Annotated in this window: 24 protein-coding genes and 2 tRNA genes; 12 read left to right on the top strand and 14 right to left on the bottom strand. The window is 68.6% G+C overall.

The genetic code is table 11. The features are described from left to right. Nucleotides 1-91 precede the first annotated feature (91 nt). From argS to arcA, 5 genes are all read right to left on the bottom strand, one after another. Nucleotides 92-1,819, bottom strand: a complete 1,728-nt coding sequence (argS, locus tag LPT13_RS10015; protein WP_242166155.1) for an arginine--tRNA ligase — start codon at nt 1,817-1,819, stop codon at nt 92-94. Nucleotides 1,820-2,009: 190 nt separating this feature from the next. Further along, nucleotides 2,010-3,611 carry a YfcC family protein gene (locus tag LPT13_RS10010; RefSeq protein WP_242166154.1) on the bottom strand — a complete coding sequence of 534 codons (1,602 nt, stop codon included), beginning with the start codon at nt 3,609-3,611 and terminating at the stop codon, nt 2,010-2,012. A gap of 186 nt (nt 3,612-3,797) precedes the next feature. Continuing rightward, the gene (gene arcC, locus LPT13_RS10005; RefSeq protein WP_242166153.1) at nt 3,798-4,754 is read right to left on the bottom strand and encodes a carbamate kinase; all 957 of its coding nucleotides are present in this window, start codon (nt 4,752-4,754) and stop codon (nt 3,798-3,800) included. Between the two features lie 127 nt (nt 4,755-4,881). Beyond that, nucleotides 4,882-5,877: an ornithine carbamoyltransferase gene (gene argF, locus LPT13_RS10000; RefSeq protein WP_242166152.1), complete on the bottom strand. Its 996-nt coding sequence runs from the start codon at nt 5,875-5,877 to the stop codon at nt 4,882-4,884. Between the two features lie 114 nt (nt 5,878-5,991). Beyond that, a complete protein-coding gene (arcA, locus tag LPT13_RS09995; protein WP_242166151.1) occupies nt 5,992-7,212 on the bottom strand; it encodes an arginine deiminase in 1,221 nt (406 codons plus the stop codon). 407 nt (nt 7,213-7,619) lie between these two features. Here arcA and LPT13_RS09990 point away from each other — a divergent pair, with 407 nt between their 5' ends. The 3 genes from LPT13_RS09990 to LPT13_RS09980 all read left to right on the top strand — a co-directional run bounded on the left by LPT13_RS09990 (nt 7,620) and on the right by LPT13_RS09980 (nt 9,819). After that, the gene (locus LPT13_RS09990) at nt 7,620-9,200 is read left to right on the top strand and encodes a PucR family transcriptional regulator (RefSeq protein ID WP_242166150.1); all 1,581 of its coding nucleotides are present in this window, start codon (nt 7,620-7,622) and stop codon (nt 9,198-9,200) included. Nucleotides 9,201-9,338: 138 nt separating this feature from the next. Then, a tRNA-Arg gene (locus LPT13_RS09985) sits at nt 9,339-9,414 on the top strand. Nucleotides 9,415-9,570: 156 nt separating this feature from the next. After that, nucleotides 9,571-9,819: a glutaredoxin family protein gene (locus LPT13_RS09980; RefSeq protein WP_242166149.1), complete on the top strand. Its 249-nt coding sequence runs from the start codon at nt 9,571-9,573 to the stop codon at nt 9,817-9,819. Nucleotides 9,820-9,929: 110 nt separating this feature from the next. Here the strand turns inward: LPT13_RS09980 and LPT13_RS09975 are convergent. Next, a tRNA-Gly gene (locus LPT13_RS09975) sits at nt 9,930-10,003 on the bottom strand. Nucleotides 10,004-10,170: 167 nt separating this feature from the next. Next, on the bottom strand, nt 10,171-10,587 hold the full coding sequence (locus tag LPT13_RS09970) for a YjdF family protein (protein ID WP_242166147.1): 417 nt from the start codon (nt 10,585-10,587) through the stop codon (nt 10,171-10,173). 380 nt (nt 10,588-10,967) lie between these two features. Here LPT13_RS09970 and LPT13_RS09965 point away from each other — a divergent pair, with 380 nt between their 5' ends. Then, nucleotides 10,968-11,738, top strand: coding sequence for a transposase (locus tag LPT13_RS09965; protein WP_242166146.1), 771 nt, complete (start codon nt 10,968-10,970; stop codon nt 11,736-11,738). 105 nt (nt 11,739-11,843) lie between these two features. Here LPT13_RS09965 and LPT13_RS09960 read toward each other — a convergent pair whose 3' ends face one another. Both LPT13_RS09960 and LPT13_RS09955 read right to left on the bottom strand, forming a co-directional pair. Continuing rightward, on the bottom strand, nt 11,844-12,635 hold the full coding sequence (locus LPT13_RS09960; RefSeq protein ID WP_242166145.1) for an ABC transporter permease: 792 nt from the start codon (nt 12,633-12,635) through the stop codon (nt 11,844-11,846). Continuing rightward, nucleotides 12,635-13,318, bottom strand: coding sequence for an ABC transporter ATP-binding protein (locus LPT13_RS09955; protein WP_242166144.1), 684 nt, complete (start codon nt 13,316-13,318; stop codon nt 12,635-12,637). Before LPT13_RS09955 ends, LPT13_RS09960 begins: the two co-directional genes overlap by 1 nt. Nucleotides 13,319-13,497: 179 nt before the next feature. Between LPT13_RS09955 and LPT13_RS09950 the strand changes: the two genes are divergently transcribed. From LPT13_RS09950 to LPT13_RS09930, 5 genes are all read left to right on the top strand, one after another. Next, nucleotides 13,498-13,842: a GIY-YIG nuclease family protein gene (locus LPT13_RS09950; protein WP_242166143.1), complete on the top strand. Its 345-nt coding sequence runs from the start codon at nt 13,498-13,500 to the stop codon at nt 13,840-13,842. A gap of 230 nt (nt 13,843-14,072) precedes the next feature. Then, nucleotides 14,073-14,504 carry an NAD-binding protein gene (locus LPT13_RS09945; protein WP_242166142.1) on the top strand — a complete coding sequence of 144 codons (432 nt, stop codon included), beginning with the start codon at nt 14,073-14,075 and terminating at the stop codon, nt 14,502-14,504. Further along, a complete protein-coding gene (locus LPT13_RS09940) occupies nt 14,501-15,028 on the top strand; it encodes a potassium channel family protein (protein WP_242166141.1) in 528 nt (175 codons plus the stop codon). Before LPT13_RS09945 ends, LPT13_RS09940 begins: the two co-directional genes overlap by 4 nt. A 4-nt stretch (nt 15,029-15,032) precedes the next feature. Continuing rightward, the gene (locus tag LPT13_RS09935) at nt 15,033-16,568 is read left to right on the top strand and encodes a TrkH family potassium uptake protein (RefSeq protein WP_242166139.1); all 1,536 of its coding nucleotides are present in this window, start codon (nt 15,033-15,035) and stop codon (nt 16,566-16,568) included. Beyond that, nucleotides 16,558-17,343, top strand: a complete 786-nt coding sequence (locus LPT13_RS09930; RefSeq protein WP_242166137.1) for a DUF4118 domain-containing protein — start codon at nt 16,558-16,560, stop codon at nt 17,341-17,343. The genes LPT13_RS09935 and LPT13_RS09930 overlap by 11 nt, the downstream gene beginning before the upstream one ends. 45 nt (nt 17,344-17,388) lie before the next feature. Here LPT13_RS09930 and LPT13_RS09925 read toward each other — a convergent pair whose 3' ends face one another. The 4 genes from LPT13_RS09925 to LPT13_RS09910 form a co-directional block, all read right to left on the bottom strand. Further along, a complete protein-coding gene (locus tag LPT13_RS09925; RefSeq protein ID WP_242166136.1) occupies nt 17,389-17,748 on the bottom strand; it encodes an SIR2 family NAD-dependent protein deacylase in 360 nt (119 codons plus the stop codon). Continuing rightward, nucleotides 17,745-18,398, bottom strand: coding sequence for a nitroreductase family protein (locus LPT13_RS09920; RefSeq protein ID WP_242166135.1), 654 nt, complete (start codon nt 18,396-18,398; stop codon nt 17,745-17,747). Before LPT13_RS09920 ends, LPT13_RS09925 begins: the two co-directional genes overlap by 4 nt. A gap of 4 nt (nt 18,399-18,402) precedes the next feature. Further along, nucleotides 18,403-19,206: a hypothetical protein gene (locus LPT13_RS09915; protein ID WP_242166134.1), complete on the bottom strand. Its 804-nt coding sequence runs from the start codon at nt 19,204-19,206 to the stop codon at nt 18,403-18,405. A 240-nt stretch (nt 19,207-19,446) separates the two neighbouring features. Next, complete coding sequence (locus LPT13_RS09910; protein WP_242166133.1) at nt 19,447-20,034, bottom strand: TetR/AcrR family transcriptional regulator; 588 nt, start codon at nt 20,032-20,034, stop codon at nt 19,447-19,449. Nucleotides 20,035-20,339: 305 nt separating this feature from the next. On the opposite strand from LPT13_RS09910, the gene LPT13_RS09905 reads away from it, so the two are divergent. Genes LPT13_RS09905 through nrfD form a run of 3 tightly spaced genes read left to right on the top strand, consistent with a single transcriptional unit; the run spans nt 20,340 to nt 24,535 of the window. After that, nucleotides 20,340-22,739, top strand: a complete 2,400-nt coding sequence (locus LPT13_RS09905; RefSeq protein ID WP_242166132.1) for a molybdopterin-dependent oxidoreductase — start codon at nt 20,340-20,342, stop codon at nt 22,737-22,739. Between the two features lie 2 nt (nt 22,740-22,741). Further along, nucleotides 22,742-23,359 carry a 4Fe-4S dicluster domain-containing protein gene (locus LPT13_RS09900; protein ID WP_242166131.1) on the top strand — a complete coding sequence of 206 codons (618 nt, stop codon included), beginning with the start codon at nt 22,742-22,744 and terminating at the stop codon, nt 23,357-23,359. Between the two features lie 15 nt (nt 23,360-23,374). After that, nucleotides 23,375-24,535 (top strand): NrfD/PsrC family molybdoenzyme membrane anchor subunit, encoded by a 1,161-nt coding sequence (gene nrfD / locus LPT13_RS09895; RefSeq protein ID WP_242166130.1) that lies wholly within the window; start codon nt 23,375-23,377, stop codon nt 24,533-24,535. A 126-nt stretch (nt 24,536-24,661) separates the two neighbouring features. On the opposite strand, the gene LPT13_RS09890 is transcribed toward nrfD, so the two are convergent. After that, a complete protein-coding gene (locus LPT13_RS09890; RefSeq protein ID WP_242166129.1) occupies nt 24,662-25,078 on the bottom strand; it encodes a 4Fe-4S dicluster domain-containing protein in 417 nt (138 codons plus the stop codon). Nucleotides 25,079-25,080: the final 2 nt, after the last annotated feature.

Below are 25,080 nucleotides of genomic sequence, written 5' to 3'. Positions count from 1 at the left end.
CGCGAGGGCTCACCTGCCCCGCCAGCACGCGCAAAAAGAGGGGGCGCCCCGCCGGGGCGCCCCCTCTCGCATTCGCGCGTCGCCGCGCGGGCTACATCTTCTCGGGCGCGCTCACGCCGAGCAGGCTGAGCGTCAGCGCCAGCACGATGCGGGTGGCGTCCACCAGCGCCAGGCGCGCGGTCTGCACCGCGGCGTCGTCCACCAGCACGTGGCAGTTGGTGTAGAACTGGTGGAACAGCGCCGCCAGGTCCTGGGCGTAGTGGGTCAGGCGGAACGGCGCGCGGTCGCGGGCGGCCAGCGCCACCAGGTTACCGAAGTCGGCCATCTTGCGCATGAGCGCCAGCTCCGACTCGTGGGTGAGCGGGCTGAGGTCGCAGTCCTCGGGGATGATGCGGGCGGCCAGCTCGCCCATGGTGATCTCGCCCGCCTCGGCGGCCGCAGCATCGGCCGGGTCGGCGGCCTTGCGCAGGATCGAGCAGATGCGCGCGTGGGCGTACTGCACGTAGTACACCGGGTTGGACGAGTCCTTCTTCTTGGCGGCCTCGATGTCGAAGTCGATGGGCTGGTCGGAGGAGCGCGACAGCATCAGGTAGCGCGTGGCGTCCACGCCCACCTCGTCGATGAGCTCCTCGAGCGTGACCATCTCGCCGGTGCGCTTGGACATGCGCACGGCCTCGCCGTCGCGGTAGAGGTTCACGAGCTGCCCGAGCACGATCTCGAGCGCGCCCGGCCAGCCCCACGCCTCGAGCATGCACTCGCAGCGCTTCACGTAGCCGTGGTGGTCGGCGCCCCAGATGTTGATGAGGTGGTCGAAGCCGCGCATCTTCTTGTCGTAGTGGTAGGCCACGTCCGACATGAAGTAGGTCATCTCGCCGTTGGCCTTGATCATGACGCGGTCCTTCTCGTCGCCGAGGGCCGACGAGCGGAACCAGATGGCGCCGTCCTCCTCCTTGACGTAGCCCTTGTCCTCCATGGCCTTGAGGGAGCGCGACACCGGGCTCTCACCGGTCTCGTCCTCGACGTAGAGGCTGCGCTCGCTGAACCAGCGGTCGAAGGTGGTGCCCATGCGGCTCATGACGCGGTGCTGCAGGTCGAGCATCTCCTGGTAGGCGATCTCGCGGAACGCGCTCATGCGCTCCTCGTCGGTCATGTCCTCGTACTTGCGGCCCTCGCGGTCGATGATGCCCTGGGCGATGTCGGCCACGTACGAGCCGCCGTAGCACTGCTCGGGCATCTCCACGTCATGGCCGAGCAGCTGCATATAGCGCACGGCCACGGAGTTGCCGAACACGTCCATCTGGGTGCCGTGGTCGTTGATGTAGAACTCCTCGTACACGTCGTAGCCGGCGTGCTCCATCACGCGCGCCATGGCGTCGCCCAGCGCCGCCCAGCGGCCGTGGCCCACGTGGAAGGGGCCGGTGGGGTTGGCCGAGACGTACTCCAGGTTGATCTTGCGCTCGCCCTCGGGGACGGTGCCGCGGCCGAAGTCCTCGGCCTCGGCGCGCACCTCGCGCACGACGCCCTGGAGCACGGCGTCGGACAGGCGGATGTTGATGAAGCCGGGGCCAGCGATCTCCACCGACGCGATGACTTCGTTGGTGGGGATGTGGTCGACGATGGCCTGGGCCACGTCGCGGGGGCTCTTCTTGGCGAGCTTGGCCGAGCGCATGGCGACGGTGGACGCCCAGTCGCCGTTGGCCTCGTCGCGCGGGCGCTCCAGCGCGGCGGCGGGGGCCTCGTCCATGACGAGCGTGCCGTCGGCGCGGGCCGCGGCGATGGCCTCGTCGATGATGTTCTCAAGCTGTTCGCGGATCTCCATGGTATGCGGTCTCTCCTTCGTCGGCTGAACGGCCCGCGACCTCGGGCGAGGCGGGGCGGGACACATGGGCCCGATTCTACCACCAAACGGCAGAACCGGCAGGTAGGGCATGAAAAAGGCGCACCCGGGAAGCCCCGGGTGCGCCTCGGTCAGGCACAGGCCTTGCTCAGGGGCCGCGCCCCCTCCCCTATCAGGAGAGGATCATCATGGCCGCGGTCAGGATGATCATGCAGACCACGCCCAGCACGACGAACAGCTTGGCGCCGAACTTCAGCCACGTGGTGTACTCGATCTTGGCCAGGGCCAAACCGCCCATGATGGCGCCGGAGGTCGGGGTGAACAGGTTCACCAGGCCGTTGCCGGCGGAGTAGATCATGATCATCGTCTCAACCGAGAAGTTCAGCTGGGACGCCAGGCCGCCCATGATGGGCATGGACACGGTGGCCATGCCGGACGACGAGGGGATCAGGAAGGACAGCACGATGTAGAGCAGGAAGGACAGCGGCGCGAAGATGATGGCCGACATGCCCGCCAGCGCGTTGGCCGCGTTGTCGAGGATCCACAGGTCCAGGCCGGTCTCGCCCATGAGCACCGTGATGGAGCGGGCGAGTGCGATGATGAGCACGACCGACATCATGTCGGCGGCGCCGTTGATGAAGGCCTTCACGAAGCGGGCCTCGGACAGGCCGCCGATGAGGCCGATGACGAGCGCCATCAGCAGGAACCAGGTGGAGGCCTCGTCGAAGTACCACTGGCCGAGCGGCAGGCCGGTGAGGAAGGCGGACCAGCCGTCGGTGACCTGCTCCTCGGCGACGGCCACGCCGTCGACGTTGCCGTCGAGGGCCAGCTCGGACTCGGTGGCCTCATCGTAGACGGCGGTGATGTCCTCGGCGGTGACGGGGGTCACGACCTCCTCGTAGGTGGCGCCGGCGTTGAAGAAGTCGACGTTGAGGTCCTCCCACGGGATGAAGGACACGATCATGATGACGAAGGTCAGCGCGAAGACGACGAGCGACCACTTCTGGCGGCCGGTCATCGCGGGGAGCTTGGCCGTGTCATCGGTCATCTCCTCCTGGGTGGACTCGTCCATGCCCCACTCCTGCATCATGTCCTGCTGCTCCTGCAGCGACAGGATGGTGGAGCCCTTGTCGGCCTTGACCTTCTTGGCGTACTTCATGACGAACACGATGGAGATGGCCAGGGTGACCAGCCACAGGATCACGCCGAGGCCCATGATGATGCCCTGGTTGATCTCGATGCCGGTGCCCGACAGCGAGTCGACGGCCACGCCGACGGCGAACGGGTTGACCGTGGAGCCCAGAACGCCGCAGCCGGCGCCGAGCAGCACGACGGCCGCGCCGGTCAGGCTGTCGAAGCCCGCGGCCACCATGGTGGCGGCCAGGAGCAGGTAGAACGGTACGGTCTCCTCGCACATGCCGTAGGTGGTGCCGCCGATGGAGAAGATGAACATCAGGATGGGAATGAGGACGAGCTCATTGCCATGCAGCTTCTTCACGAGCGCGGCGATGCCGGCGTCGAGGGCGCCCGTCTCGGTGACGATCCCCAGGAAGCCGCCGAGGATCAGGACGAACAGGCAGACGGGTAGTGCGTCGGTGAAACCCTTCACAGGTGCGGTGGTGATGTTGGCGAGCGTCGCGCCGGTCACGCCTTCGGTGCCGGTGGCGGCCATGATCATGGTGATGATCGCCAAGATCACCAGGATGATGAGCAGGATGGAGAACGACGATATGCTGCGCCGCTTGCGATCCTTCTTCTTCTCATCAGCTGTCATAGGTTACCCCTCCTTTTCAAGCTTTTCGGTTACAGATCCGGTGGGCTCGCCCTGCATCGGCGACGTCATGTGAGCAGGATGACCGTCGTCGATGGAGGGCGGGCGTCCCGGCCATGGGGGCCGGGGCGCCCAGGTGGTGCGATCGGGGGCTCGGGCGGCTCCCACGGCCGCCGGGCCCGGTGGGGCCTAGTCGGCCGTGATGACGGTGCCCGTCTCGCCCTTGAGGCCGGCGGCCGCACACTCGAGCGACGTGATGAGCGCCTTGCCCTGAGGGTAGGCCTCCAGGTACTCGATGCAGGCCTGGACCTTCGGCAGCATCGAGCCGGGCGCGAACTGGCCCTCCTCGATGTACTTGTTGGCCTCGGCGATGGTCATGGTGTCGATGGACTTCTGGTCGGGCGTGTTGAAGTTGATGGCCACCTTCTCGACGGCGGTGAGGATCACCAGCATGTCGGCCTTGAAGTCGGCGGCCAGCTTGGCGCTCGAGCGGTCCTTGTCGATGACCGCGGGCACGCCCTCGTAGGAGTCGTTGCGCTCGATCACCGGCACGCCGCCGCCACCGGCCGCGATGACGACGTAGCCGTCGTCCATGAGGTCCTTGATGGCGTCGAACTCGACGATGCGCTGGGGCTTGGGGCTCGCGACCACCATGCGCCAGCCGCGCCCGGCGTCCTCCTTGTAGGTGGCGCCGGTCTCGGCGGCCCGCTTCTGGGCCTCCTCCTCGGTGAGGAACGGGCCGACGGGCTTGGTCGGGTCGGCGAAGGCCGGGTCATCGGGGTAGACGACGGTCTGGGTGATGACCGACGCCGTGGAGCGCATGATGGAGCGGCGCTTCAGCTCGTTCAGGATGGCCTGGGACAGCTGGTAGCCGATGTAGCCCTGGGACATGGCCCCGCACTCGGGGAACGGCATGTCCGGGGTCTTGCCGTCGTGGTCGTGGGCGTAGTCGAACGCGTTGTTGATCATGCCGACCTGGGGGCCGTTGCCGTGGGAGACCACGACGTTGATGCCCTCGGCGATCATGTCGACGATGTGGACGGCGGTGCCCTCGACCAGCTTCAGCTGCTCTTGGGGGGTGTTGCCCAGGGCGTTGCCGCCGAGGGCGATGACGACGCTCTTGCCGTCGCCTTTCTGATATGCCATGGTTGATCACCACTCTTAGGGTCTCGGGGCGGGAAAGGGGACGCAGCGGCCCAGGGGAGGCGCTCGGCCTCCCCCTTTGCGGGCCCCGAGGGGCCCGCGCGGGCTGATGCGGGAGTCTTAGGCGGGGTTAGCGCAGGGTCGCGTACATGATCGCCTTGATGGTGTGCATGCGGTTCTCGGCCTCGTCGAAGACCTTGGACTGGGCGGACTCGAACACCTCGTCGGTGACCTCCATCTCCTCCAGGCCGAACTTCTCATGGACGTCCTCGCCGATGGTGGTCTGGGTGTCGTGGAAGGAGGGCAGGCAGTGCATGAAGATGGCGTCCTTGTGGGCGAGGCCCATGAGCTCGCTGTTCACCTGGAAGGGCTTGAGCAGCTTGATGCGCTCGGCCCACAGCTCGGCCGGCTCGCCCATGGACACCCAGATGTCGGTGTAGAGCACGTCGGCGTCCTTCGCGGCCTCCTTGGCGTCATCGGTGAAGGTGATGGTGGCGCCGGTCTGGGCGGCGATCTCCTTGCAGGTCTCGATCAGCTCGGGCTCGGGCATGAGCTCCTTCGGGCCGCAACCCACGAAGTGCATGCCCATCTTGGCGCCGAGCACCATGAGGGAGTTGCCCATGTTGTTGCGCAGGTCGCCGAAGAAGACGAACTTCAGGCCCTTGACGCCCATCGGGAAGTTCTCCTCGATGGTCAGCAGGTCGGCGATCATCTGCGTGGGGTGGAACTTGTCGGTGAGGCCGTTCCACACCGGCACGCCGGACACCTTCGCCAGCTCCTCGACGAGGTCCTGGGAGAAGCCGCGGTACTCAATGCCGTCGTAGAAGCGGCCGAGGACGCGGCCGGTGTCCTCGATGGACTCCTTCTTGCCCATCTGGGAGCTGCCGGGATCGAGGTAGGTGACGCCCATGCCCAGGTCGTAGCCGGCAACCTCGAAGGAGCAGCGGGTACGGGTGGAGGTCTTCTCGAAGAGCAGGACGATGTTCTTGCCCTCGAGGTAGCGGTGCGGCACGCCGTTGCGCTTCAGGTTCTTGAACGTCTTGGCCACGTCGACGAGGTACTGGATCTCGTCGGGGGTGAAGTCGAGGATCTTGGTGAAGCTGCGGCCGGAGAGGTTGACGGGCATAATGCGCTTCCTTTCATAGGAGGGGTACGGGGGGCCGGGCGCGGGGCCCGGCGCAAAACCAAAAGCCGGGACCGGCGGCCGGAAGGCCGGCCGACGATCCCGGGGGATGGGGTGCTACTCAGCGTCGCGCCAGAGGGGCATCGACATGCAGCGCGGGCCGCCACGGCCGCGGGACAGCTCGGCGGAGGGCATCTGCAGGACGTTGATGCCGGCCTCCTCGAGCACCGCGTTGGTGACGTCGTTGCGCTCGTAGACGACCACGGTACCGGGGCGGATGCACAGGGTGTTGGAACCGTCGTTCCACTGCTCGCGCTCGGCCGCGATGCGGTCGCCGCCGCCGCAGGGGATCAGGGTGACGGGGCGCCCGACGTACTCGGTGAGGATCTCCTCGAGGGTCTCGTTGCGCTCGCGAACCTTGATGCCGCCCTTGCCGTCCGACTTGATCTCGAACACCGTCAGCGGGCCCATGATGCCGGGATGGATGGTGAACTTGTCATAGTCGATCTGGGTGAACACCGTGTCGAGGTGCATGAAGGCGCGGGAGTTCGGGATGTTGAAGGCCAGGATCGTCTCGATGGGGGAATCGGACTCGAAGATGTTCTTCGCGATCTGGTCGATGGCATCCGGCTCGGTGCGCTGGGAGATGCCGATGGCGAGCACCTTGTCGTTGATGTTGAGGATGTCGCCGCCCTCGATGTGGAAGGTGTTGTAGCGGCTGTAGTACTCCGGCACGTCCTGGAGGTCCGGATGGTACTTGAAGATGTACTCGCCGTAGATGGTCTCGCGGTTGCGGGTCTCGGAGTACATGCGGTTGATGGACACGCCGTTGCCGATCATCGCGAACGGGTCGCGGGTGAAGTACAGGTTCGGCATCGGGGCGCACACCAGCTTGGAGGCGTCGCTGACGAGGTCGACCAGGGAGTTGGACTTGTCGGTGTGCAGCTCCTGCAGGTTGATGCCCGCCATCGTCTTGAGCACGAGCTCCTTGTTGGTGGGATAGTTGTCGTTCAGGTAGTCGTAGATGATCTTCTGGTAGCGATCGGTGCGGATGCCCGCCTCGAAGATCCACTGCTTGAGGAACTTCTCGCGAAGCTCGGGGTACAGGTCGAGCACCTCGGCCATCAGGTCCTCGAGGTAGACGACCTCGACGCCCTCGTCACGCAGGATCTTGGCGAACGCGTCGTGCTCCTCCTGGGCGACCTTCAGGAACGGGATGTCGTCGAAGAGCAGTTCCTCCAGGGTGTTCGGCGTGAGGTTGAGCAGCTCGTCACCCGGTCGGTGCAGCAGAACTTTCTTTAGGGGCATGATCTCGCTAGGGACGTTCACACCAGCCATAAAGAGCCCTCCTATCCATGTGTCTTGTGGGTTTCCTTGTCGCCTCGGCGCCGCGCCCCGGCGTCCCGCGGCCGCGCCTCAGCACGTCCTACGATGACACCGGAGGGTGATCGGGACAATCACGGCGATCATTGCCTTGACAACTTGGAACTCCCGCGACACCGCCGCGTTACCGGGCGGAGGCGGGAGGTCGCAGGGTGCGGGCGGCGGTTCGCCGGTGCTTGCCACGGGTGCGGCCCCTCGGCCTTGTGCCGCCCATTCTAGAGGGCCCATCGGCCATTAGATATGTGCATGGTGAACAACACTTAAAAGATCATTTGTGTATAATTGCCATATCATTCCTCCTCCCCCTCATGGAGGAAAAGATTCGTCAACGGTTGGTAAACGAAGGCGAAAGGATGTTGCCCATGCAGTTCCCCCTCGATATGCTCACGGGATACTTCCTCGACCAGGGCATCACCGTGGTCAAGGAGCCCCAGCATCCCCGCGCCCTGTTCTCGTGGGTGTCCGCCTTCCTCGACCAGGAGGCGCCCGCCGTCGCGGAGGGCGAGGACGACACCCTGCGCTTCATGGGCCCGCGCGCCCTCGCCGAGCTGCGCGAGGCCGGCACCCCCGGCCGGCGCGTGGTGGTCTTGGGCCCGCGCGACCCGGTGCCCGAGGTGCTCGCCGCCGGCAACGACGACGTCTACGTCCGCAGCGCCCTTTCCCCCGAGCTGCTGGCCGACCGGGTCCAGCGCCACCTCATGCGCGTCGTCCAGTGGAACGACCAGATGAGCGCCATGCTGGAAGAGGGCTGCATCAACCAGGACCTGCTCAAGGCCTCCGAGCCGGTGCTCGGGTGCTTCGTGGCGCTGTCCGACTCCACGTTCTCCTACATCGCCCACACGCCCAACATAGCGCCGATCGACGAGCGCACCGCCTACCTGGTCAAGAACGGCTGCTACAGCCCCGACACCATCCGGGTGGCGCGCGAGCACGGGCTCATGCGCACCTGGGAGCACCAGGAGTGGACGGCCGTGCACAACGCGCCCACGGCGCTGTGCCCCTACCCCACCCTCGACCGCGTCATCCACCAGCGCGGCAGCTACGCCGCCCACCTGGTCATGGTGTCGCCCTCCGAGATATCCACCTCGCAGCTGTTCCTGTTCAACCTGCTGGCCAAGAAGGTGGAGGCGTGCCTGGAGCGCCACTGGCGCCTGGAGAACCCGCTCGAGCAGAGCTACTCCTACTTCCTGCGCGAGCTCCTGACCGGCAACGTCTACGACGAGCCCCAGCTGGCCGAGCACGCCAAGCTGCACGGGCTGCCGCTCACGGGGCTGTTCGAGCTGTGCGTGTCCGACAACACCTGGCGCGCCGGGTCGCCCAACTACTTCGCCAAGAAGGTGCTCGAGAGCGAGCCGTCGTGCAAGGTGGCCATCAACGGCCAGCGCGTGGCCGTGCTCCTGTGCGCGCCCGACGAGCGGCGCGGGCGCATCGCCGCGATGGAGGAAGAGGTGTTCAGCCTGGCGCACCGCATGCGGGTGGAAGTGGGCGTCTCCGAGAAGTTCGAGCGGCTCGACGAGGCGGCGCTGGCGCTGGAGAAGGCGCGCATCGCGCTCAAGTACGGGCGGCGCAAGTCGCGGCGCTACCTGGCCTTCGACGAGCCGGGGACGGGCACCGAGGACGTGTTCCGCTTCCGCCGGTACTTCCCCTACTTCGCCACCGACCCCTTCGCCCGGTCCGAGAAGTTCGTGGCGCGGCTCCTGGCATCCCCCAACCCGCTCTCCGCCCTGCGCGCCGCCGATCGGGAGCGCGGCACCAACGACCTGGAGATCCTGCGCGTCTACCTGCACAGCGAGGGGCGCGTCAACGTGGTGTGCGACCTCATGCACATGCACCGCAACACAGTGACCTACCGCCTGGAGAAGATACGGCGGCTCGTGGGCGGCAGCCTGGACGACCCCGACCTGCGGATGTACCTGCGCGTGCTCTACCTGCTGACCGAGTAGCGCGCCCGCCGCGCGCGGGCGCGGACAACGGGGACGTAGGATGTTGTCCCGCGCCCGCGTGCCGGGGCCCGGGGCGCCGGGGCGCCGGGCGGCTTTCCCGCCGGGGGCGGGCGGGCGCTGCGCTATAATGGCCGTCACGCGCCCATGGCTCAACGGATAGAGCAACGGACTTCTAATCCGTAGGTTGCAGGTTCGAATCCTGCTGGGCGCGCCATCCGCCGCAGCGGCCGGGCCGGGACTCCCCGCCCGGCCTTCTCTCTTACGGGGCCTTAAGGATCGGCAACCGTTGCGCAACAAGATGAGCAGGCGGCTCGTCGTTTCCGGGCGCGGCCCCTTACACTGGGTCGGTGATCGCAAAGGAGAAGAGCCTATGAACTACCTGCAAGACCACACCCTGTACTACAAGAAGAGCTGCCCGTTCTGCGTGAAGGTGCTGCGGTTCATGGACGCCAACGGCCTGACCATGGACAAGCGCGACACCCTGCAGCCGGGCAACCAGGAAGACCTCGTGCGCATCGGCGGCAAGAAGCAGGTCCCGTGCCTGGTCGTGAACGGCCGGGCGCTCTACGAGTCCGACGACATCATCGCCTACCTGCGCGACAAGATCCCCGCAGCCTAGGAAGGGGCGGAGGGCGACGGCCCTCCCCTCCCCCACGAGACCGAGGCGCCCCGCGCGCCCCTGACATGAGGCGGCCCCCGTCGGATGACGGGGGCCGCGCTTGCGTCTTATGGAGCGGGCGACGGGAGTCGAACCCGCCTCAGCAGCTTGGAAGGCTGCGGTTCTACCGATGAACTACGCCCGCAGGGCGAGGGAGATTATACCCCATTCGCCCCGCCCCGCGCCCACGATCTTCGCCGGCGTCCAAGGCCGTCAGGACGCGGCCCCCTAAAGCACCTGCGATTCGCGGGGTGTTCATGCGGGGACGAGGCTTGAGAATCTACGGCGAGACTATGCGACCCTGGAAGTCTTCTAACGGCCGCGATGCTTTTGCTTGCGCTTCTCCGTCCGCTTGGCGAACTGCTCGCGCTTGTGCTCTTCCTTCCGTTGCCGGGACGAGGTCTTGCCGGCCTCTGCAGTCGCCTCGCGTTGCTCTGCGAGGGTCTGCTGCGCCTTGGTTCCGCGCCAGGCGTCCGACCGCATCTCCTTCTCGATCATGCGGCGGAGCCTCTTGGGGTTGATGCGCTTGGCCTCCCGGGTCTCGATTTGGACCTCGTGCGTGAAGCGCAGGTCGTTCCAATGGTCGCGGATGAAGTCGAACACCTCGGGTGTGGTGGGCTCCGCGCCGAAGACGTGCCTCGCCACGCTGTAGCTGCCGCCGTCCTCCACCTCGACGAGGCCGATCCAGAACGGCTCCTTAAAGCGCACGGTGAGTTTGCACAGGCTCATCGCTGTTCCTCCTTTATGTCGGTGACGAACCTGAAGGAGGGACAACCAAGGAGGCAGGTTACTGACGGCTCGTCGCAAGAGCGCGGCCGCACCCCGACTACCCGACGGGGTCGTGTTTTTACCTTCGGGGAGAGTATATCGCAAGGGGAATGAAAAACCCTCCGACTCAAAGGCCGGGAGCTTCACCTCTCTCCGTTGCGCCGATGTTCTGCCTTCGGGAACGCATGGCTCCAAGGTGATGGCGTGCGGAACGGACAACGGGACAACGGGGACGAACGGGACAACGGGGACGTAGGGTGTTGTCCTCGCTGGATGTTGTCCTCACTAGCGGCGCAATGGTATGCTCGCCTCTCCTTGGCAATCGAGCGATGGGAGGGACGATGGTCAGGACGTCGAGATCGCGCCGTGAGAGCGAGGCGGGAATCTACCATGTCGTGTCGCGCGGGGTCGGCCGCCAGCTCATCTTCGAGGACGACGGCGACCGCCAGTGCTATCTCGACCTGCTCCAACGGGAGGTCGAGGGCCACGGCGGATCCGTCCTCGCCTGGTGCCTCATGGGCAACCATACACATCTTCTGCTGAAGATGGGACTCGCCGACCTGTCGGAGTCCATGCGCCTCGTCAACTCGGCCTACGCGCTCCGCTTCAACAAGAGGCACGGGAGGGTCGGCCACCTCATGCAGGGCAGGTTCAAGAGCGAGCCGGTGGATACGGACGAGTACCTCCTGACCGTAATCCGCTACATCCACCAGAATCCGGAGAAGGCCGGCATCGGCGCCGCGGCGTCCTATCCCTGGAGCAGCTACCGCGAGTATGCAGGCGAGCCCGCCGTGGCCGACACCTCTCTCGTGCTCGAGATGCTCGGGGGCGTCTCGGGATTCAAGCGCTTCCATGAGGCAAGTGACGCATCCGCGCCCTGCGTAGACGAGAACCGCGGACGTCGGGTGCTGGACGACGACAGCGCGCTGGAAGCCGCGCGCCTGCTGCTCGCGCCGACTCGCGTCGAGGAGGTGGCCGCCCTCCCTAGGGAACGGCGCGACGAGGCCCTCTGCCGGCTCAAGGCGGCGGGGCTCTCGGTGAGGCAGGTCGAGCGCCTGACGGGCGTGTCGAAGAGCGTCGTCGCGAAGGCGCGGGCGAAGGCGGGACAATAGCCTACGTCCCCGTTGTCCCGTTCGTCCCCGTTGTCCCGTTGTCCGTTGTCCCGTCCAGCATGGCCAGGATGCGCCCCTTTCCCCCTCCCCTGCCGGCGGCGCGGATCAACGCAGGCCGGGGTCGAGGAAGTAGCCCTCCCTCGAGAAGCGCTTGCGGAAGGTGAGCAGGCTTATCATCACGATGGCCAGCGTGGTGGCGGCCGACATCATGAGCAGAACCACGATCTGGTACTTCGCCGCCACCACCGGGTCGGCGCCGGCGAGGATCTGCCCGCTCATCATGCCCGGTATCTGCACGATGCCGGCGGCGCACATGGTGGCCAGCGTGGGTAGGATCCCCGCGCCCACCGCCGCCTTGATGGAGGGGAAGGCCGCCTCGCGCGGCGTGGCCCCCAGGGCGACGAGCGCGAACATCTCGTCGGAGCGGGCGTCCAGATCGGCGAAGAGCCGGTCGACGGCCACGGCCGTGGCCGACATGGTGTTGCCCAGCGCCATGCCGGCGATGGGCACCAGCTGCCGGGCGCTGTACCACGGGTCAGGCTGGACGACCCCCTCCACCACGATGAACGCGATGGTCATGGACGACGCGAGCAGCGTCGCGAAGACCGGCAGCCACAGGCCGCCGACCTGGTTGCGCACGCGGCTCACCGCGATCTGCGCGGCGCACAGCGTCATGGCCAGCAGCACCAGCGCCACGAGCCACCAGGTCTGGTAGCGGAACAGGTAGACGAGCAGGAACCCCATGGCCAGCAGCTGGACGAAGGCGCGCACGGCCGCCACGGCGATGCTCTTCTCCTGGCCGAGCTCCAGCTTCCACGACACGAAGCCGGCCACCAGCATGAGGGCGCTGGCGGCGAAGAGCTGGGGGTAGCCGATGTCGATGACGCCGCCGTCCATCACGCGTCTCCTTCCGCGCCGAGCCCGGGGCGCAGCCGGCCGCCCTCCAGGCGGAAGACGCCCCGCGCGAAGCCGTCAGGCGGCCGATGGCGGATGCGCAGGCACGTCGCCCCCTCGGCCGCGACGGAGGCCGTGAGCGCGCCCACCGCCCGCGCCGACTCGTCGTCGAGCGCGGCGTCTACCTCGTCGAGCAGCAGCACCGGGGGCCGGGTGGCGAAGGCGCGCAGGAGCGCCACGCGGGCCGCCTGGCCGCCCGAGAGCCGCGCGGCGTCCCGGTCGAGGGGCACGTCGAGGAGCGCCGCGTCCATCAGCTGCGCGAGCTGGGCGTCGGAGGGCGCGGGACGGCCCCGGTTCACCTTGAGCGCCCAGGGAACCAGCAGGTTGTCGCGGACGGTGCCGGGGACGAGCGACGCCCGCTGCGGCACCAGGCAGACGCGCCGGCGCCACTCCTGGCACGTGAGGGCGTTGCCCTCCGTGCCGTCCAGCAGCAGCCGGCCGGCCGCGAGCGGCATCATCCGGGCGCAGGCCCGCAGGAGCATGGACTTCCCCGCGCCCGAGGGGCCGGTGAGGTCGTAGACGGCCCCGGCCTCCAGGCCGAAGGACACGCCCGCGAGCCGCACGGGCGCGCCGTCTCCCCCGCCGACGTAGGCGACGCTCAGGTCACAGGCCTCGAAAAGCGGCATAGGGACTCCTTCCCACGAGGCGGTGCCGGCCGGGCTGGCGCGCCGCCTCATCGCTCGCGCCCGCCTTCCTCCGGCGGCGCCGCCTCCCACGTCCGCCCAGTTTAGCAGAGCCCCGCGCCGCGCGCCCCGGGGCGGAAGTCTGCTAAGCTGTCACGCACGATGCCGAGTGAGGAGGGGCCATGGACAAGAGCCGACGGAAAGAGCTGATCGAGGCGTACCGGAACCGCCGCCCGGAGATGGGCGTCATCGCGCTGCGCTGCCGCGAGACGGGCGACTCGTTCCTCGGCGCCTCGCGGGACGTGCCCGCCGACTTCAACAGCGCCCGCGCGAAGCTCGAGCTGGGCGGCCACCCCAACCGCCAGCTGAGCGCGCTGTGGGAGCGCTACGGCGAGGACGGGTTCGACTTCGTCGTCCTGGAGACGCTCGAGTGCGAGGACCCGGACAAGGACTACGGCCCCGACCTGGAGGCCCTGCGCGAGCTCTGCCTGGCCGCCGACCCCCGCGCCCAGAAGATCTGGCGCTGACGCCCCTCCCCCGACTGCGCGGCCGGCAGCCGCCGGCCCGCGCGGCGCCCACGCCCCCGCCAGGCCCGCGCGCCCGCGCGGCCGCGATCGCGCCGCGCGCCGCCCGCCTGGGGAAACAGGCGCGAAACCCGTCGAAAAGACCTCAGTAACAATTGCCCGATCCGCCGCCGGGGCGCCCGCGGAAGCCTTAGCGTTGCCTCCCGAAGAAGACTACGAGGAGGTGGAGGGCCGTGGCGAGGCGCGCGCGGATCATCGTGGTGGGATGCAGCACGTTCGGGGCCGGCGTGGCCCTGGCCCTGTCGGCCGGGGGCGGCGACGTCATAGCGGTCGACATGCAGGAGGACGCCCTCGACGAGCTGGGCCCCGACTTCGACGGCGAGACGTTCACCGGGGACGGGAGGAGCGCCCAGGCGCTGGAGGAGTGCGGCGTCCGCGAGGCCACGCACCTGGTGGCCGCCACCGGCGACGACGCCACCAACCTCCTCATCGCCGAGCTCGCCAGCGAGGTGTTCGGAGTCCGCCACGTGCTGCCGCTCGTGGAGGACGAGGCCCTCGTGCAGATCCTCGAGGACCGGGGCATCTCCCCCATCTGCCCCCACCGCGTCTGCGAGGAGGAGTTCTTCAGCCTCACCGGGCTTGCGCGGGGAGGCGAGGGGCGATGAGGGTGGTCATCGTGGGCGGGCGCGCCCGGACCGACTACCTCATGGGCGCCCTGGCCGAGACGGCCGACACCGTGGTGGTCATCCACGACGATCGCCGCTTCTGCGAGTACCTCTCGAGCCGCCACGAGGGAACGGTGATCTGGGGCGACGGGATGAAGCTTTCCGTCCTGGAGGACGCGGGCGTGGCCGGCTTCGACGCCATCGTGGCCCTCACCGGCCTCGACGCCGACAACCTGGCCATCTGCCAGATCGCCAAGCGCTTCCTGGGCATCCGGCTCCAGCTGTGCATCGTGTCCAACCCCGAGAACACGCGGATCTTCCGCCAGCTGGGCGTCACGGCGGCCATCAGCGCCACGGCCACCGTGGCCCAGGCCATCCGCTCCGCCATGGATCCGGCCGCCTGGGAGGCCCCAGAGGGCGCCGGCCCCAACGCGGGCGCGCCCGCCGACGCCGACGATGGCGGTGAGCCCTCGATCCGCTCGATCCTCGGATCCTGGCACCGCATCGGCAAAGACCGGGCGTAGCGCCATGGCGCGCCCCGGCAACACGACGGCCCTGCCGGCCCTCGTCCTCGGCAAGCCGGAGGGAGGCCGCCCGCGGTGCCTCCCCCTCCTCGCCCGCTACCTCGGCGTCGCCGCCATGTTCGTCGGCATGGCGGGCCTCGTCCCGCTGGCGGTGATCCCCGCCTACCCCGACGAGGCGTCCCTCGCGCCGTGCTTCATCTTCCCGGGCCTCGGCGCCGCCGTCGCGGGCTACCTCGTGTACTTCGCCTCGCCCCGCCCCGACCCCGGCGCGCGCCTCTCGCGGAGGCAGGCCGCCGCCTGCACGGTGCTCGTCTGGCTCTTCGCCATCGCCGTCTACGCGCTGCCCTACCTGGCCGCCGGGATGCTCTCCCCCGCCCAGGCGCTGTTCGAGTCGACGAGCGGGCTGACCACCACCGGCCTGAGCGTCGTCGACGTCGACAGCTGCCCCGCCATCTTCCTGTTTCACCGCAGCCTGACCTGCTACCTCGGCGGCGTCGGCCTGGTGCTGATCCTCACCTGCCTGGTCACCCAGACGGGCGGGTTGGGGGTCTACAACGCCGAGGGCCACACCGACCACCTGCTGCCGAGCGCCGCCAAGACCGCCCGCATGATCCTGCTCATCTACAACGGGCTCATCATCGGCGGGGCGGTGGCGTACTGGCTGGCCGGCATGACCCCCTTCGACGCCCTCAACATATCCATGTGCGCCGTGCCCACGGGCGGGTTCGCCACCCACGGGGACAGCATCGCCTACTGGGACAGCCCCGCCATAGAGGTCATCACCATCGTGCTCATGCTGGCCGGCGGGACGAACTTCCTGCTGCTGTTCCTGCTGCTGAGGGGCCGGCTCAAGGCGTTTGCCACCCACATCGAGACGCCGATGCTCTTCGGCATATCCGCGCTCGCCGCCCTGGTGCTGGCGGGGTTCTTCCTGGCGGAGGGGATCAGCGGAGACGTCGGCGCGGCGCTGCGCCAGGGCGCCTTCCAGGCCGTGTCGGTGCTGACGTCCACGGGGTTCCAGACCATCCCCTCCTTCGCCGCGCTGGGCCCGGCGCCGCTGTTCGTGATCCTTTTGCTCATGCTCGTGGGCGCCGAGGCGCGCTCCACCTCGGGCGGCATCAAGCTCTACCGCGTGGCCGTCGCCAGCCTGGGCCTCGGCCACGACCTGCGCCGGCGCTACGGGAACCGGCGCCACGTGACCAGCGTCAAGGTGAACCGCTTCGGCCGGCGCTCGGCGCTCTCCGACGACGACGTGGCCGAGGCCCAGACGTTCGTCGCGCTGTACCTGCTGGTGCTCGGCGGGGGCGCGTTCCTGCTCATCCTGTGCGGCGCCAGCCTCCAGGAGGGCGTCTTCGACTTCGCGTCGTGCCTGGGCAGCACCGGGGTCGGCACCGGCTTCCTCGGCGCCGAGAGCGCCCCGGCGCCGCTTCTGATAGGATCCGCCGGCATGCTCTTGGGCCGTCTCGAGATCATCCCCCTGTTCCTGGGAATCGAGGGCCTTGTGTCCCTCATCCGGAGAGGAGCCAGCCATGGCCGCTAGCGCCACGTCCCGAAAGCCGCGGCTCGCCGCCCCCGCGCGGCGCCTCGTCCGCGACGCGATCGTCCTCGCCCTGCTCTACGCCGCCGGCCTGGCCGCCGTATGGGGGCTCTCCCTCCTGGGGGTGAGCACGCTCACGGTCTTCCCCGTCTTCGTCCTGGGGGTGCTCATCGCCAGCCTCGAGACCGACTCGGGCCTGTGCGGCGCCGTCCTCGGCGTGGCCTACCTGCTGTCCTACGACTTCCTGTTCACCGCGCCCGTCATGGAGCTGAAGGTGCTGAGCCGCACCGACGTGGTGGCGCTGGCCGTCTTCCTGGCCGTGGCACTCATCATGGGCGTCATCACCCACCGGATGAGCCGGCAGCTGCAGGAGGCCGAGCGGCTGTCGCGGGCCCTCGGCCAGCTGGGCCGGCTCGCCACCGGGCTCTACGAGAGCGCCACCCCGCAGGAGGCCTGCCGCGTCGCGCGCGACTTCCTGGCGCCGGCCCTCGGCCGCGACGTCGCCATCACCCTGGGAGAGCCGGGGCCCGACCAGCCCGCCGCGGCCCGCGAGTGCTTCGAGCAGCGCTCCCCGACCGGCTACGGCGAGCCGGGCGGCGAGGGCAGGGAGAAGTACCTGCCCCTGGGCATGAAGGGGCGCGTCCTGGGGGTCGTGGCCGTCGACTGCTCGGCCGGGGATGTGGGCAGCGCCAGCCTGGCGCTCATATCCCTGGTGACGGCCCAGGTCATGACGGCCCTCGAGCGCAACGAGCTGGCCGAGGGCCGCGAGGAGGGCTAGCCGCCGGCGCCCGGCGCGCGCGGACAACGGCGAGCGGACAACATCCTACGTCCCCGTTGTCCCCCCGTTGTCCACGTTCGTGGTGATGACGAAGGCGTCCTTGCCCGCGACGAGGTCGCGCAGGTCGTCGTAGGCGCTCCCCGGGATGGGCGCGTAGCGGTTGATCCAGACGTAGCGGCTCCAGAACGCCCAGCGCTCGCCCGGCGTCTCGTAGGGGAAGAAGCCGCCGGAGTACATGTCGCAAAAGCCGTGGCGCCGCGCGAAGTCGCCGAAGTAGCGCTCGAAGCGCTCGCCCGAGTAGGCGAGGCCGGCCGCCGTGGAGAGCCCCGCGCCGGCGCCGACCACGACCGCCTCGGCCGCCGCGAGCTCCTCGGCCAGCCGCGCCGCCCTTCCCGCCGTGCTCATAGCCACGCCACCCGGTTCGGGTAGAGCCCGCGGGGGTCGGCGTCGGTGCTCTCGGGCACGCCGACCACCAGGTGGACCTGCGCCTCGTAGTCGTCCGGGATGCCCGCGCGCGCCGCGAGGCCCCGGCCCGCGTCGGTCGCGAAGGTGCGCGCGGCGCGGCTGACGACGCAGCTCCCCAGCCCGAGCGACCACGCGGCGTTCATCATGTTCGCGACGCACACGCCCGCGTCGAGCGGCGCGTAGGACCAGCCCCGCGGCGTGAACACCGTGATGACCACGGGCGCGTCGTAGAAGGCGTTTCGCCGCCCGGCCATGCACGCCGTCGAGGGCTGCGCGCTCGAGACGGGGTAGTAGCCCTCGTCGTACAGGTCGTTCGATATGCGGCCGAGCATGAGGTTCGCCTCCACGTCCTGGCTGACGAGGAGGATCGGTGCCTGGCACCCGCCGGCGTTGGCCGCGCGCAGGCCCACGTCGACGATGACGTCCAGGCACCCGGGGTCGACGGGCTCGTCCCGGAAGCGGCGTATGGTGCGCCGATCCAGGAGCGTGCCTATGGTCTCGTTGGGAGCCTCGGCGACGTGGGGAGGATTCCCGATGCCCCTCCTCGGGAACCCCCCTTCCAGCGTCGGCCCCTCGTTGGGCTGGTTCATGCGGCTAGCCCTCCGGGAAGAAGAAGCCCGTCGTCATGTCCAGGTAGTTCTGGCCCGCGTAGGCGGGGTAGGCCCCCTCGACGGCGGCCTTGAACGCGGCGGCGTCGGCGCTTCGGGCCGCGATGGCCTTCAGGTCCTCGAGGTAGTCGATCTTGGCCTGCACGTCCTTCAGGTCCTCCGGCGTGTAGTGGCTCGTGAGCACGAGGTCGACGCCGTCGGCCAGGTAGCCCTCAAGCTGCGCGATGATCGCGTCGGCGTGGGCGGCGCCCGCCACGATGGAGTGGCAGTCGTGCCCGAGCATGTGCATGTACACGGCGCCCAGCGCGGGGATCTCGACGTCGAACGCCTCGTCGTTGGGCAGGACGTTCACGGTGATGCCGGCGATCTCAACGGGGCCCGCCCCGAGCACGTTCGTGACTGCGGGGACCGCGCTGTCGAACGCGTCGCCGAAGGCGGCGGCGAAGCCGTCGATGAGCGCCTTGCCGCCGCCCTCGTGACCGTAGGCGTCGGCCGAGGCCGTCGCGTAGACCGGCGTGCCGGGCAGGAAGCTGGCGCCGGCCATGTGGTAGGCGGCCAGGATGCCCTCGACCTCGACGCCCGCGTCGGCCAGGTACCGCGTGAGCTCCTCGATGTTCTCGAAGAAGGGCGGGTACTCGATGACGAGCCCGCGCCCGCCGCGCTCGACGACGAACACCTCGTCGTCGATGGGGTCGTTCGTCTGGTAGGCGTGGAGCCGCACGCCGTCGCGCTCGTAGACGCGCACGCTCCCCTTCGCCAGCTTCTTCTCCACGTAGTCGCTCTTGTTCATGACATGCCTTTCTCTCGCGCGCCCTTCCCGGCGCGCTTGCCTCCTGACGCCGCCCAGCATAGAATCTGCGGTATCAGAGGGAAAGTAGGCACAATAAAGTGCGGTAGGTACCCGTTGGTAACCATTGGCGTTGCGCAGGGGAAGAGGAGGAAACGAGGCCGGCACGCCCCGGAAGGAGAACGGGACGCGCGGAAGCGCTTGGGGCGAGGCATCCCGCCGCCCGCGCTTGCGCGCTGCGGGCTAGGGGCGCGGGGTGAGGAGGTGCTCGGTGCCGTGGAGGGTGACCGATCCGATCAGGCGGGCGGCGTCCTCGGCGGCCATCGGCTTGCCGCGCCGCACCCACTGGCGGTAGAAGTCCAGGGCGATGTTGCGGATGAGGGCGCAGACGAGCTCCTCCTGCTCGGGTGTCATGGCGTAGCGCCAGAACCCCTCCCCCGCCTTCGCGCGGTAGCGGTCCATCTGCGCGGCGTAGATGCGCCCGCCGAAGTCGTAGAAGTTGGGGGAGCACACGAGCTGCTCGATCATGGGCGGCTGGGCGGCGAGGAAGCGGAAGAAGCGCCGCGCGTGGCCGTCCATGTCCCACGGGTCGTCGGGCGTCTTCTCGTGATGGGCGAAGAACTCGTCCATGATGCCGTTCATGATGTCGTCGTAGAACGACTCGAGGGCGTCGTAGTGCAGGTAGAACGTGCGGCGGTTGACCCCGGCGCGCTCGGTGAGGGCCTTCACGGTGATCTTGTCGAGGGTGGTCTCGGCGATCAGCTCCTCGAACGCCGACCGCAGCGCGGCGCGCGTGCGCGCCACCCGCAGGTCGCCCTTGCCATCCGCCATCCGACCCCCCCTCGCCGTCTCCCCTTCTCGTCTTCCCCATCTTAGCGCCTCGAGCCGCCTCCAAGCCCGAGCCGGGCGCGTTCACATTCCGGAAAGTGTGGCATAAGCCACGCATCGCCGCGACTGGATAGCGACTTCGCCCGCGGCGCTTCCTAGACTTCACCCCAGAAGCCGCCCACGCGGGCGGGGCGCCGCAGCCGTCAGGCGCGCGCCACCCCGCCCGCGAGGGCGCCCCGCATGTCCGCCGGGGAGCGGAGGGGCGCCCGCGGCACGTCGGGGCGGCAGGAAGAGAGCAGGAGGACATCATGGAGCAGAGAATCACGGGCGCCGCGATCAGCCGCCGCGGCTTCCTGAGGGCATCGGCCGCCCTGGGCGCGGCCGGCTTGGCAGGCGCGGGGCTGACCGGCCTGACGGCTGCGGGCGCCCGGGCCGACGAGGGCGGCGGCGAGACGCTCGGCTACACCTATCACAACGAGCACTGCCTATGCAACTGCATGCTGCAGTGCACCGTGCGCGACGATCGCCTGGCCATGATCCAGCCGCGCCCCAACGACGACCACCGCTTCCAGAACGTGTGCCTGAAGGGCATCTCGGAAGTGCAGAACATCTACGGCGACGCCCGCATCCAGTACCCCTTGCGGCGCACCGGCGAGCGCGGCAGCGGCCAGTTCGAGCGCATCACCTGGGAGGAGGCCTTCCAGACCATCGCCGAGAACTTCAAGGCCATCCAGGACAAGTACGGCAAGGAGGCCCTGTGGATCCAGTTCTCCACCGAGGCCTCCCAGCGCTTCCCACCGCTGCTCGCCAGCGTGCTGGGGGCCCAGGCCGGCGGCATGAACGGCTACGACATGGGCCAGGGCAACGGCCAGATCATGGCCTTCGCGCCGTGGATCGGCATGTTCGCCCAGAACACCATGTGGGAGTGGCCCGAGGCCGCGGTGGTCATCCTGGCCAACACCAACCTGGTGGAGACGAGTCTCACCTGGTCACGCGGCATGCTGGACGCCCAGGAGGCGGGCACGAAGTTCATCTGCCTGGACCCGCGCTTCAGCCCCACGGCGGGCAAGGCCGACCAATGGGTGAACCTGCGGGCCGGCACCGACCCGGCGTTCTTCCTCGGCATGACGAAGTACATCCTGGACGAGGGCCTCTTCGACCGCGAGCACGTGCTCGCCCACACGGCGCTGCCCTTCCTCATCGACCCGGAGACGGGCGCCTGCCTGGCCGACGTGGCCGCGGGCACCGACCCTAAGACCGGTGAGCCCACCGAGGTGAAGACCTTCTACCTGTGGGACGAGGCCACGGGCGCCGCCGTGCCCCACACCGCCGAGGGTGCCACGCCGGCCCTGGAGGGCGAGTTCACCGTGGACGGCAAGCGCTACATCACCCAGTTCACGCGCCTGCGCAAGGACATGGAGCCCTACACCCTGGAATGGACCGCCGCGACCTGCGACATTCCCGCCGAGGTGGTGGCCGACGTGGCCGAGCAGTACGCGGCCGGCCCCTCCATCATCGACAACGGCGTGGGCGGCATCGACAAGTTCGGCAACAACGACGTCGCCGGCCACTGCTACGCGCTCATCGCGTCGCTCACGGGCAACTACGGCAAGCGCGGCACCGGCTGCGGCATCTACGGCTACCACGTCACTCCCTACGAGGCGCACCTCGGCGCCTGGAAGCTCCCCGAGGGAATGGCGCCCGCGCCGAGCCCCCAGGGCTTCTACGACATCGTGAAGGGCGACACCATCCACGGCGCGATGTTCTTCGGCGACATTCCCACCCAGAAGGCCGCGAACTGGAACAAGACCCTGGAATGGCTCGACTCGCTCGACTTCGTGTGCCTGGCCGACATCTACCACAGCTCGGTGACCGATTTCGTGGATATGGTGCTGCCCGTGTGCAGCAAGTTCGAGTGCGCCGACGCCGTGGGCGGCATCAAGTGCGCCAACGCCCACATCCTGGCGAATCTGAAGGTGCTCGACCCGCTGTTCGAGAGCAAGTCGGACTTCTACATCGAGAAGGGCATCGCCGAGGCCATGGGCCTGGGAGACCTGTTCCCGGCCGATGGCGAGGAGTACGCCCGGGCCCTGCTGGACACCGACGACCCGCAGATGGCCGGCTTCACCCTGGAGAGGCTGCAGGAGGCCGGCGGGGCGCTCAGGCTCATCGGCTCGGAGGACCTCATCGCGCCGGAGGTGGGTTACACCTACGGCACCGCCTCGGGGCGCCAGGAGCCCTACTACGAGGCGCTGCTTCCGTTCGGCCAGGCCTTCCCCGCCTGGGAGGCGCCCTGCGAGGCCTACCCGGAGAACCCGCTGCGCGAGCAGTACCCGCTGCAGTTCAACCAGGCCCGCTCCCGCTTCCGCGTGCATTCCGCCTACTCCGGCGCGAAGTGGATCCAGGAGGTGGCCGAGCCCCACATCGAGCTGAACCCCGTGGACGCCGCTGCCCGCGGCCTCGCCGACGGCGACGCCGTGGAGGTGTTCAACGACCGCGGTTCCTTCCGCACGGTGCTGCGCCTGAACGAGGCCGTGCGGCCCGAGAGCGCCTTCATGGTGGAGAGCACCTACCGCCAGTACCTGGACGGCACCATCATGCAGGCCGTGTCCAACGACACGCTGAACGAGCGCGGCTACGCCCTGCCCTTCGGCCCCATGATTCCCTTCAACGACACGCTCATCGAGATCAAGAAGGCTGGTGAATAGCCATGACGAGACTTGCCATTGGCGTGAACCTGCGCCGCTGCATCGGCTGCAACACCTGCGCCCTTGCCTGCAAGATGCAGAACAACGTGCCCGACGGCATGCTGTGGAACCGCGTGCTCACCGAGGGCTGCGAGCAGTTCGACGGCGCCGAGGGCACCTACCCGCACCTGACGCGCACCTACCTGCCGCTGGCCTGCCAGCACTGCGAGAACCCGGCCTGCGAGCGCGTGTGCCCCACCGGCGCCACCTACAAGGACGATAAGGGCCGCGTGGAGATCGACTACGACAAGTGCATCGGCTGCCGCATGTGCATGGCCGCCTGCCCCTACAACGCGCGTACCTTCAACTGGAACGAGCCGGTGCGCGCCACCGGCGCCGCCTACGGCGACGCGCGGGTGCCCGAGCGCGGCCGCGGCGTCATGGAGAAGTGCACGCTGTGCAAGGAGCGCACCGACGAGGGCGAAGAGCCCCTGTGCGTGCGCTGCTGCCCGGCCGACGCCCGCGTGTTCGGCGACTTGGACGACCCCAATTCCGCCGTGTCGCAGCTGCGTCGCGACGGCCGCGCCGAGGTTCTGCTGGAAGAGAAGGGCACGCGCCCGCAGGTGTTCTACGTTCGCTAGGGAGGGATTGCGACTATGACTTCGTTGATGAAAAACCCGCTCGTCGTCGGGTCGGGCGTGCTGGCCCTCGTGGGCGCCGGCGTGTACGCGTACCAGCTGATGTTCGGCCTCGGCGTGACCGGCATGAACAACTCCACGAGCTGGGGCTTGTACCTCACCTGCTTCATGTTCTTCGTGGGCCTTTCCGCCGGCGGTCTCATCGTGGCCTCGTCGGCCTCCATCTTCGGCATTAAGAAGTACAAGGCCGTGGCGCTGCCCGCCGTCATCCTGTCGCTTACGTGCATCTGCTGCGCGGGAGTGTGCGTGCTCGTGGACCTCGGCGGCATCCAGCGCATCTGGCGCATGGTCACGGGGCTGAACTTCATGTCGCCTCTGGCCTGGGACATGATCGTGATTACCTGCTACCTGGTCATCAACCTGCTGTACCTGTACTTCATGTGCTCGAAGAAGGCCGATCCGGCGAAGGTGGCCGTGGTGTCGCGCTTCGCTCTGCCGGTGGCCATCCTGGTGCACTCCGTGACCGCGTGGATCTTCGGCTTGGAAGTGGCCCGCGAGGCGTGGCATACGGCCATTCTGGCGCCCATCTTCGTGGCGTCGGCGTTGGACTCGGGCCTGGCGCTGCTGGTGCTGGCCCTGTTCGGCCTGCGTTCGCGCGGCGTGTTCCAGACGGCCGACGAGCTGATCACGAGCCTGGCGGGACTTCTGTGCACCTGCATCGCCGTGGACGCCTACTTCATCGGCTGCGAGATCCTCACCACGGCCTACAACGGCACCGAGGGCGGCATGGCCGTGATCGACACGCTGCTGTTCGGCGGTACGGCTCCGTTCTTCTGGTTCGAGGTTATCTGCGGCCTGGCCGTTCCCTTCTGCCTGCTCGTGTTCGCGAAGAACCGCCGCAACATGAAGGTCGTCGGCGTGGCGAGCGCCCTTGTGGTGGCCGGCGTGTTCTGCAAGCGCTGCTGGCTCATGTTCACCGGCTTCGCGGTGCCCAACATCGTGGGCGCGAACGGCATCACCCTGGGCACCACGGCGGCCCAGGCCGGCGGCGCGGCCGACATGTGGGCGCTGATGGGCGTGTACGCGCCCACCGTGCCCGAGGTCATGCTCACCGTGGGCATCTTCGCCCTGGGCGTATGTGCCTTCACCGTGCTCTGCCAGAAGCTGCTGCGCAAGTAGCGCGCCGCGGCATCTTACCCCGGCAAGTGACAAAGGGGCACCCCTAATGGCACGCTGTCGCCATGAGGCGGGGCACCCCGTCGCGGGGCACCCCGCCTCATGGGGTGCCCCGTCCCCTCCTTGCGGCTAGCGGGCTGACGCGTACTCGACGCCCGCGCGCGTGCCCGATCCGGCGTCGTCAAGCGCCCAGATCCTGGCGCCGCGCGCCTCGACGCGCGCCCGGGCCTGCGAGTAGCCGGACTCCGGGTCGGCGGCGTCGCCGAAGGCGAGCGCCTGCGTCGGGCAATCCATGACGCAGAACTGCGGCTCGCCCTCCTTCATGCGCTCGGCGCAGAAGGTGCAGCTCGGCAGGTAGACGGGCTGCCACCACATGCGCAAGTCGGGGTAGACGCCCGCCGGGCGATCGATGCCAGCGCCCGAGCCATGGGTCGTCACCTCGACGCGATACTCATCGTCTTCCAGGTGGTTGCCGACCTTGCAGCCCATCGCGCACGTCCAGCAGCCGATGCAGCGGTCGATGTCGACCAACATCTTGTAAGCCATGG

Origin of the sequence: Adlercreutzia faecimuris (genome assembly GCF_022669055.1) — a bacterium.
Lineage (GTDB): Bacteria > Actinomycetota > Coriobacteriia > Coriobacteriales > Eggerthellaceae > Enterorhabdus > Enterorhabdus faecimuris.
This window is presented reverse-complemented; position numbering and strand designations above follow the sequence as displayed.